This is a genomic window from Enterococcus sp. 3H8_DIV0648 (assembly GCF_002140655.1).
In the GTDB taxonomy this organism is placed as follows: domain Bacteria; phylum Bacillota; class Bacilli; order Lactobacillales; family Enterococcaceae; genus Enterococcus_A; species Enterococcus_A hulanensis.
This window is the reverse complement of the sequence record NZ_NGLG01000001.1, coordinates 1,070,951-1,079,181: the sequence shown is the minus strand read 5'-3', so window position 1 is coordinate 1,079,181 and position 8,231 is coordinate 1,070,951. Positions and strand designations below refer to the sequence as shown.

The 8,231-nt window shown below is 40.3% G+C and carries 9 protein-coding genes; 3 read left to right on the top strand and 6 right to left on the bottom strand.

From position 1 onward, the window contains the following. Positions 1 to 212: 212 nt before the first annotated feature. The 4 genes from A5875_RS05020 to A5875_RS05005 form a co-directional block, all read right to left on the bottom strand. Complete coding sequence (locus A5875_RS05020; RefSeq protein WP_088932597.1) at positions 213 to 719, bottom strand: GNAT family N-acetyltransferase; 507 nt, start codon at positions 717 to 719, stop codon at positions 213 to 215. A 19-nt stretch (positions 720 to 738) separates the two neighbouring features. Continuing rightward, positions 739 to 1,401: an HAD family hydrolase gene (locus tag A5875_RS05015; RefSeq protein WP_088932596.1), complete on the bottom strand. Its 663-nt coding sequence runs from the start codon at positions 1,399 to 1,401 to the stop codon at positions 739 to 741. A gap of 118 nt (positions 1,402 to 1,519) precedes the next feature. Beyond that, on the bottom strand, positions 1,520 to 2,149 hold the full coding sequence (locus A5875_RS05010; protein ID WP_088932595.1) for a hypothetical protein: 630 nt from the start codon (positions 2,147 to 2,149) through the stop codon (positions 1,520 to 1,522). A 160-nt stretch (positions 2,150 to 2,309) separates the two neighbouring features. After that, positions 2,310 to 2,933, bottom strand: coding sequence for an NAD(P)H-binding protein (locus tag A5875_RS05005; protein ID WP_176244617.1), 624 nt, complete (start codon positions 2,931 to 2,933; stop codon positions 2,310 to 2,312). Between the two features lie 199 nt (positions 2,934 to 3,132). Here A5875_RS05005 and A5875_RS05000 point away from each other — a divergent pair, with 199 nt between their 5' ends. Genes A5875_RS05000 through A5875_RS04990 form a run of 3 tightly spaced genes read left to right on the top strand, consistent with a single transcriptional unit; the run spans position 3,133 to position 4,984 of the window. Next, positions 3,133 to 3,930 (top strand): bifunctional hydroxymethylpyrimidine kinase/phosphomethylpyrimidine kinase, encoded by a 798-nt coding sequence (locus A5875_RS05000; RefSeq protein WP_088932593.1) that lies wholly within the window; start codon positions 3,133 to 3,135, stop codon positions 3,928 to 3,930. Beyond that, positions 3,927 to 4,421: an ECF transporter S component gene (locus tag A5875_RS04995; RefSeq protein ID WP_088932592.1), complete on the top strand. Its 495-nt coding sequence runs from the start codon at positions 3,927 to 3,929 to the stop codon at positions 4,419 to 4,421. The genes A5875_RS05000 and A5875_RS04995 overlap by 4 nt, the downstream gene beginning before the upstream one ends. A 23-nt stretch (positions 4,422 to 4,444) precedes the next feature. Continuing rightward, positions 4,445 to 4,984 carry a TIGR01440 family protein gene (locus tag A5875_RS04990; RefSeq protein ID WP_088932591.1) on the top strand — a complete coding sequence of 180 codons (540 nt, stop codon included), beginning with the start codon at positions 4,445 to 4,447 and terminating at the stop codon, positions 4,982 to 4,984. Positions 4,985 to 5,032: 48 nt separating this feature from the next. Here A5875_RS04990 and A5875_RS04985 read toward each other — a convergent pair whose 3' ends face one another. Together A5875_RS04985 and A5875_RS04980 are read right to left on the bottom strand one after the other, a co-directional pair. Beyond that, the gene (locus A5875_RS04985; RefSeq protein ID WP_088932590.1) at positions 5,033 to 7,267 is read right to left on the bottom strand and encodes an AAA family ATPase; all 2,235 of its coding nucleotides are present in this window, start codon (positions 7,265 to 7,267) and stop codon (positions 5,033 to 5,035) included. 23 nt (positions 7,268 to 7,290) lie between these two features. Beyond that, entirely contained in the window at positions 7,291 to 7,770 is a 480-nt protein-coding gene (locus tag A5875_RS04980; RefSeq protein WP_088932589.1) for a DUF6530 family protein, read from the bottom strand. Between the last annotated feature and the right edge of the window lie 461 nt (positions 7,771 to 8,231).

Genomic DNA, 8,231 nt, shown 5'->3' with positions numbered 1-8,231 from the left:
CTAGCACGCCAAGAAAACCTAAAACACCAAGAAATCCCATCCATGATTTTACTCTTTTATTAAACATTTTAAATCTCCTTATGTGATGTGATATATTTGTATCATGAGATAAATATATCACTTCGAACTTTTGATGTCAATTTACATTTTTAATAGCAAAAAACACTCAACAAGATTCTGCTGAGTGTTAGACGGTATTCTGGTAACCAGAATTAATTCTTTAATTGATAAACTAAATGTTCTTTTAGCATGCCGTTTTGCTTTCGTTGATAACTGAACTCATAAGTCAACCCATTTTTTTCAAGAATTCTTTGCGATGTACGGTTTTCGATAGCAAATTGCGCAAAAATTTGCGGTAAATGATAGCGATTGAAGGCTAATTTTACAAGCTCTTGCACTATTTCAGTTCCATAACCAAGACCTTGGTATTCTTTTTTTATGATATAGGCGATTTCATTGAGCGTAGTGGAATTAATGGTAGTTTTGATGATTCCGGCAATTCCAATTGATTGCTGAGTGCGAGTATCTGCTACGATGAAATAACTATATCCGTATTCTTGATATTGCTGAGTAATTTTATTGATCCAGCCTTCTACTTCTTCGTCTGTATAGATTTTCCCCCAGCCAAGCAGCATGAGTTCTTCTGATTGAAGGATAGACTTCAGAAAATGAAAGTCATTGGTCGATATTTTCTTAAAAGTAAGTGAAGTCTTTTCCACTAAGCTCTCCCCCTTGCTTTTATTTGTTTAGGTCTTTAATAAGCTCGTAAATCTCAAGCATATCCTCTGCTAAATAGTCAGCGTCACTTTGATCGACCTCCGCTCGTGTTTCTTTATAAGCGATCGTGGTAATTCCTGCAGCTTTTGCTGCGGTGATTCCGTAGTACGAGTCTTCGATAGCGATCGCCTGCTCAGGCTTGACCTTCAGTTTTTGTAAAGTATTTAGGTAGATCGCTGGATTTGGCTTACTTTCCGCGACGAACTCACCGCTGTAGATCACATCGAAATATTCTTTAATACCGCAAGATGTGAGCACTTCGAGAATGTGTTCGTGTGTTGAAGAAGATGCTACCGCCAGCGAAATATTATTTGCCTTTGCCCATTTTAAAATAGAGAGAATGCCTTTTCTAAACAACTGCTGATAGTTTATTGATTCATAGGCGGCATCGTTGAATTTTTCAAAACGTTCTTTGATCTCGCATAATGAATCATTGCTGCCGATGAATTTGCGTAAAGTCTTATAAAGCATGTCATAGGACTGACCGATTAATTCGTCAAAATTTGTGGCCGCGTGATCGATGGTCGGATTCTCCTTTTTGATAAACTCCTGTTGAATTCGAAAATCTTGAAATTCAGTATCGACGATCACACCATCCATATCAAAAATAATTGCTTTAAGCATTCGCATTGTCCTCCTTGCTGGTTATACGTCAAATTATTGCAAACCATTTCACTAAAAGCAAACAGGATCAACGCAAAAACAAAAATAGCCAATCACGTTTTCCTTTTAACGTAGTCGGCTATTTTTTGATTTTATTACGCAGTGCTTTTATTTTGTCCATGGTGATGATTTTTGATTCAGTCTCAGGTTGTTTTTCCGCTAGTTTCTCGGCTTCTACTTTTTGCTCTTCGACTAATTTGATGCCGCGATGCTCCGCACGAAAAATGTTTCGCTTAATTTCCTCGACTTGGGCTAACTTGTCCAACGCTTCAGGACTGTGGCGTAAAAGCTCTCTAGTCTTTCGTTCGTGAATTCGTTCCGTGACTTTTTCATCGAAATAGCTCGTGATAGCTAAATTGATCACTAAGGCAATCAAAAGAAAGTTGTCGGTTACGGTGGAGCCGTTCAGATACCCATTACTGAACAACCAAGCAACAAAACAAACCAAAGCCAACACACTAAAAACCTGATAAACTCTCAGCGCCTTTTCTTTTTCGCTGCGATCAGCAAAGACAGGCTTGGCGTCATGGTACAAAGCCAAATAAAGATTGCGAGCCTCGACGAACTCCGGCTGTGTGTTTTTGGCCGTTTCGTAAGCTTCTTTCTTGGCAAACCCCTGCGCTTTCATATAGTATTTTGCGACTTTCCTTTTTCGGATCATTTGAACCCCCTCTTCGATTCTAGCATTGTGAATATTTTGAAGATTCATAAGGTCTCTCCTTAATTACGGAATTCTCTTTTCAGCAACCTCTATTTTATCATTAAGTTAGTCGAAAGACTAAGAAATAATTTAATATTTTTCTGCTCGTCTGAATTTAGAAAAGAGAAATCCACTCAGATAAGCTTTTTCACTGAGTGGACCAAATTTTTTATATTTTTTTTACTGCTTCTTCAATCGGTGTATCGCCGTCGCCCATTAAAATTACTTTTTTAATGGTGTTATCTTGCTCCAGCAACGCTGCCAAAACGGTCGCGACATTTTCGATCGCGTTCTCTGATTTTTCTGTGATATCTGTAGTTATTTTTCCGCTGCCGGGAATCTCTTTTAAGGTGCCGGGCTGCAGGATTGTATAATCCAGCTTCGTTTTGTCGATCAGCCAATTATCTGAAAAGAATTTTGCGATATTATATTCAGTTAATGCTTCACTCCATTTATCTGGTTGCAACGCAAACAGTGAACTTAAATGAATGTAACGCTTGATCCCTTTTTGTTCGGCGGCCTGCATTAATTTGACTGCACCATACAGGTCTGTTTGTAACAGGTCTTTTCCTCGTGAGCCGGCGACAAAATAAACGGCCTCTGCATCAGCCAGCGTATCTGCGATTTCATCAACGGTGCCATGTAAATCTAAATGAACAGGTTTGACTGAATCGGTCGCTTCAATATCTTGGTCCCGACGAGCCCCCGCATAAATATCGTGTCCCTTTGCTGTTAAGTTCTTGATCAATTCTTCGCCTACACGGCCAGTTGCTCCAGCAATAAATATTTTCATATACATGATCCCCTTTCTCCTAACTTATGCTAACGCACTTCTTCTATTGGAACAAATATTTACACTTGAAATTGGATGAGTTAGAAAACAACCAATTGGCTGTTTATTTTTCAGTTCACAACTTTATAATAAGAATCATTAACGATATCCGTTTAAATGACTCACTAATTAATTAATGGATGACATGAGGAGTTTTTCTATGACCAAAACAGTGTTGACAATTGCAGGCTCGGATACTTTAGCGGGCGGCGGTCTGCAATCCGATCTAAAAACATTTGAGAATCATCATCTATTTGGCCTGACGGCGATTACTTGTATCGCAGTCGTCAACAACGGTCAATTTGAGATAAATGATCTGCCGCCTAAACTTTTGCAAGAACAATTAAAAACAATCGATGATAATCTAAGTTTGGATGGAATAAAAATCGGTTTGATTCATCAATTAGATTCGTTGGAAATCGTAAAAAACTTTTTGCAACGATTTGATGGTCCAATTGTTTTAGATCCAGTTATGGCCTTTAAAGAAACAGATCGTGTGTATAGTGATACCTACCGTGAAAAACTAATTGAATTGTTTCCATTCGCGACGATTATTACTCCGAACTTGAAAGAAGCTGAAATTTTAAGCCAGCAAAAGATTACCAACTTGGATGAAATGGAGCAGGCAGCTCAGAAAATTTCAGCTCTTGGCGCACGCTCTGTGGTGATCAAAGGCGGCGAGCGTCTTTCTGGCGATTTAGCTTCGGATTTGTTTTATGACGGCAGCCATTTCGAATTCTTTTCTAAGCCAAAATTAGCGAAAACGACGATTAATGGCGCTGGATGTACATTTGCTTCGGCAATTACCTCGAACTTGGTATTAGGCAAAGACTTGATTTCAGCGATCAAGGATAGTAAAGAATATGTTTATCAAGGAATCAAAAATGGCTTCACACTAAAAAATGGTGAAGGAAATGTTTGGTTTGGCGATAGTGTGAAAACGGAGGTGCTGACATGAGAACAAAAGATATGACGAAACTTGCGATGATGGTGGCATTAACTGTGACGCTATCGATATTATTTATCATTCCGATCCCTGCCACCAAAGGCTTCGTAACACTATGCGAAGTTGGAATCTATGCCTCTGCTCTGCTTTTTGGGCCGGGAGGCGGTTTTTTGGTCGGAGCATTAAGCGGCGGTCTGATCGATATGATTTCCGGTTATCCTGAATGGGCGATTTTTTCGATCATCATTCATGGGATTCAAGGCTTTATTTTGGGCTATCTATATCAGAAGTATCCCAATAAAAAAGGTCTTACTGTAGGCTTTTTATTTGCCAGCTTATTTATGATCATCGGCTATGCGTTGGCGACTGCCCTATTATTTGGCTGGCCCGCTGGTTTGGCTTCATTACCAGGTAATTCTGTGCAAAATATTTTCGGTATCGCGGTGACAGTTCCCCTCTTTCACGCATTGCAGCGGGTTCTGCGTCATCCTCAATATAAATAGTTAATAGAAGGAAGTTATCCAAAATGGAAAAAGAAAAAATCCAACAACAACTAACCACTATCACAAATGATGTCTTAGAAGCAGCCAATCTAAAAGCTGGTGACACGTTTGTATTAGGCTGTACGACCAGTGAAATCGTCGGCGGTACAATCGGCAAAAATTCCAGTCAAGAAGTCGGTCAATGGGTTATCGAAACCTTAAAAGCAATTCTTGATCCTAAAAAAATCTATCTAGCAGTGCAAGGCTGCGAACACATCAATCGTGCAGTCGTTGTCGAGCGAGAGTTGGCTGAGAAAAAAGATTGGGAAATTGTTTCAGTCAAACCAGCCCTGCATGCTGGCGGTTCTTGTTCGGTTGCGGCTTTTGAACAATTCAGTGATCCAGTTGAAGTTGAGCATATTGTGGCTCAAGCCGGCATTGATATCGGCGATACTTCGATCGGCATGCATGTAAAATATGTACAAGTGCCCGTTCGCCCATCCATCAAAGAATTAGGCGGCGCACATGTGACAGCTTTACGCAGCCGTCCAAAATATATTGGCGGACCTCGCGCAACATATTAAATATTTTAAACAAAAAACCTACCTACGAATTTTTCGTAGGTAGGTTTTTTAGATAAACCGTGCAATTAATTGAAGAAGCTGCTGCGGCAATGTTGAAATATCAGAGATATCGACAAAATTATTTTCACCGTAAAGAGTTCGCAGCTGCTCTTTGTCTTCACCAATCGCACAAGCAATGAAAAGGATCCCTTTTCTTTCGTAATCATCTAGAACTGATTGGATATCTTGCTTGGCTTTTTCACCAGTATAATCCGGTAAAGCTTTCGGCTGTCCGTCGCTGATCGAAAGTAAAACCTTCGTATCGGCAGCTTGCAGACTAAGTTTCTCAGCTAATAGTCTCAGTGGCACGCCGTCACGATTATTTTGTCGCGGCTTCATCGTAGAAAGCTTGGCCGCCATAAAGTCATAGCCATCGTCAAATTCCTTGTATGAATAGATCGAAGTTTTTTCTCGTTGACTAAGATCCGCAGAATCCCCATACAGCATCAGCGGAATATTGGTCTTCTCAGCAAATAGACTCAAAGCGACTGCTGCTAATTTGGCGTTTTGAATCCGATCATCTCGCAGCATCGAGCCAGATTCATCCACCCGCACGGCTAATGCCAATGAAGGTTGTTCGCTTGGTGGATTTTTCTTATCGAAGTTTCTTAGATCACCATAGGCAACGTGGCTTGGATTAAATCGCGCGCCATAGTATTTACCGCCGGAGTAATCATTGCTGACTTCTTTATTTAACAAATCATTGATTACGCGACTTAGGCTTTCTACTTCTGGCAGCACACTTTGTGTCAGCTCTTGTCCGTTTTTGATCGCCGCTTCGTTGATCGTTGGTCGATGAAGGATCGTTCCTTCTTTTGCATGGATCGTCTCTTTCAGACTTTCGCGTATCGCGCGATTTAATTCTTTTCGTTTTGTTTTATCGATTTCCGCCATTTCGTCTAATGACATCGCTGAGCCGATTTTCTCCTCTTCGTCGATCGAAGCCGTCGTACTTTCGGCTTCAGCGTCCCCTCGTTCGGCATCATCAGAAATTGTTGCGGCTTCGGGCTGCTTTTTTTCTTTTTCAGACTCCACCTCTTCAACCTTTGTTTCTTGATTTTCGGTTGGAGCATCGGTTTCTACGGCCTCGCTCTTCAAAGTCGCCTCTTCTGCCTCTTCAAAAATATTTCGCTGATCCGCTTCTGCTTGACTGATTCTTCTGCCCTGCTGCAATTTTTGCTGATTCTTTACTTGTTGAAGCTCTGTCAGCAGCTTGCTTTGCTCTAAAGCTTCCTGCAAAATCTTTAATTCTGTTTCGTCCGTAGTTAATTTATATAAAACTTTTGGAAAAATACTTTCCAATGGGTCTTGCCCCTGCTTCAAGCTATTAACCCAAAAGAAATATGAGCGCATCCCTGCTACACCTTTGATCGCATTAGCCTTGGCTGTTTCATCTAATAAACGGATGATTTCCGCCATAACCTCGAGATAATCACGATCAGTAAAATTCGTCTTGGCGATGGCCCGTTCAATCATTACTTCAATAGAAGGCAGATCCATTTTTTCCGCATGCTGTACCCGGTCACGAAGCGATTCATTCAGCGGTCGATTTCCCTGATAATTGCGGTTGGTCGTAATGATTACTACACAATCAGGATGTCGGCGAATAATACCAGTGGGGATATTCAATAAACCATTCGGCTCCAAAGCAGAATTCAAAGCCACTAAAACTGAAGCATCACGGATTACTGTAGGCTCTTGGATTTCCAACAGATAACCTTTCTGCATCGCACGAACGATCTCTGAAGGATAAAATTTATACTCAACACTTGTTTTAGTTTCATCCTGATCAATCCGTTCGATTAGTTTACACAAGCGATCCTTTGCTTGATCCGCATCGATTTGGAAATGTTTTTCGATTACTGCCAAAACCCCTTGTAAAGAGTCTGTTTGATAGATCGCTTCTAATAATTCTTGATCGTCCTCATCGTCGGCACTGACAACTGGCAATAAGGCGCCAAAGACATCTGTTTTATCCATGTCGGCAAAACAGGTAACTTTTGTATAAGGCAGCTGCAGGTCATCAGATAGGGCGCGGGCAAGTTGAGTTTTCCCTGAACCGGCATCGCCTTCCAATAAAACATTCATGATTTTCATTTCGGGATCAAGCCAATTATTTTTGATCTCCGACGCGATTCTGACTTCTTCCTTGCTGGTTTTATGACTTGACGGCTTGCGCCAGATCATTTGTTCTTCTACTTTGGTAAACTTTCGTCCTTCCGTCACGACAAAAGATTGCTCCATCTTAATTCACCTCGTCATTCAGTTTAATAACCTAATTCGTCTAAAAGACGTTTCAATGTTCGATAACGCTGCGCGATCAAGTCGCCGTCTTTATTCATCGTATCATTGAACAGAATAATGTCTTCGTCGATCTTGGGATTTTCTGTATCGACTTTGACTTCCATTCGGCCCCCCTGCAGCCCAATAATGTCTACTTTAGGGTCTTCTGGATCATAAAATTTTTCATAACGATAGGCATCTTGTAAATAAATACTTGATTGCGCCACTAGAATCGCTAAGTCTAAAATTCGTGTGATTGGCAGTTCTTCTGATTGGCGCGACCATTTTTCTCCAGTATGACGCCAAACCTTGCCGGAAATATCCACTCGTCCGCGATCGTTCCATTGGGCTAAGCCTAACGTCAGACCTTTGGCATCGCTATCCCAAGCATGGTGCCCGTCGATTTTATCGTAATTTTCTACTAAAAAGACTGGTTTGTGTTTTAAATTCGTCGGTATTTTCATAAAAAATCCTCCTAGTTGATTCCTATTTATTTTCATTAAAAGAATCGCTTTAGTAATTTAGTAAATTACTAAACTACTGATGAAGACAGAATACGCAAAAGAGAGAAAATTTGCAACTAACTCTCATCAAAGTATTCATTTTTTGAAGACCACAAAAAATGAGTCTGATTTTCACTGCGTATACCATCCAACTAAACGTCTTTTCTATGGTTTCTGTTTAGAATATTGATTTGGTCGCATGCTTTATAGAACTGTGAAAAGTTTGACTGGCAACTAACTCTCATTAAGGTAATCATTTTTTGAAGACCACAAAAAATGAGTTCTATTTTCGCTGCGTGTACCATCAAACTAAACGTCTTGTGTGGGTTTTCTGTTTAGAATATTGATTTGGTCTCATTCTTTATAAAACTGTGAAAAGTTTGACTGGCAACTAACTCTCATTAAGGTAATCATTTTTTGAA

Excerpts from the sequence above, each read along its gene's own strand:
- A5875_RS05000 (WP_088932593.1), top strand. The coding sequence starts at position 3,133 with ATGACCAAAACAGTGTTGACAATTGCAGGCTCGGATACTTTAGCGGGC.
- A5875_RS05015 (WP_088932596.1), bottom strand. The coding sequence starts at position 1,401 with ATGCTTAAAGCAATTATTTTTGATATGGATGGTGTGATCGTCGATACT.
- A5875_RS04985 (WP_088932590.1), bottom strand. The coding sequence starts at position 7,267 with ATGGAGCAATCTTTTGTCGTGACGGAAGGACGAAAGTTTACCAAAGTA.
- A5875_RS04980 (WP_088932589.1), bottom strand. The coding sequence starts at position 7,770 with ATGAAAATACCGACGAATTTAAAACACAAACCAGTCTTTTTAGTAGAA.
- A5875_RS04990 (WP_088932591.1), top strand. The coding sequence starts at position 4,445 with ATGGAAAAAGAAAAAATCCAACAACAACTAACCACTATCACAAATGAT.
- A5875_RS04995 (WP_088932592.1), top strand. The coding sequence starts at position 3,927 with ATGAGAACAAAAGATATGACGAAACTTGCGATGATGGTGGCATTAACT.
- A5875_RS05010 (WP_088932595.1), bottom strand. The coding sequence starts at position 2,149 with ATGAATCTTCAAAATATTCACAATGCTAGAATCGAAGAGGGGGTTCAA.
- A5875_RS05005 (WP_176244617.1), bottom strand. The coding sequence starts at position 2,933 with ATGAAAATATTTATTGCTGGAGCAACTGGCCGTGTAGGCGAAGAATTG.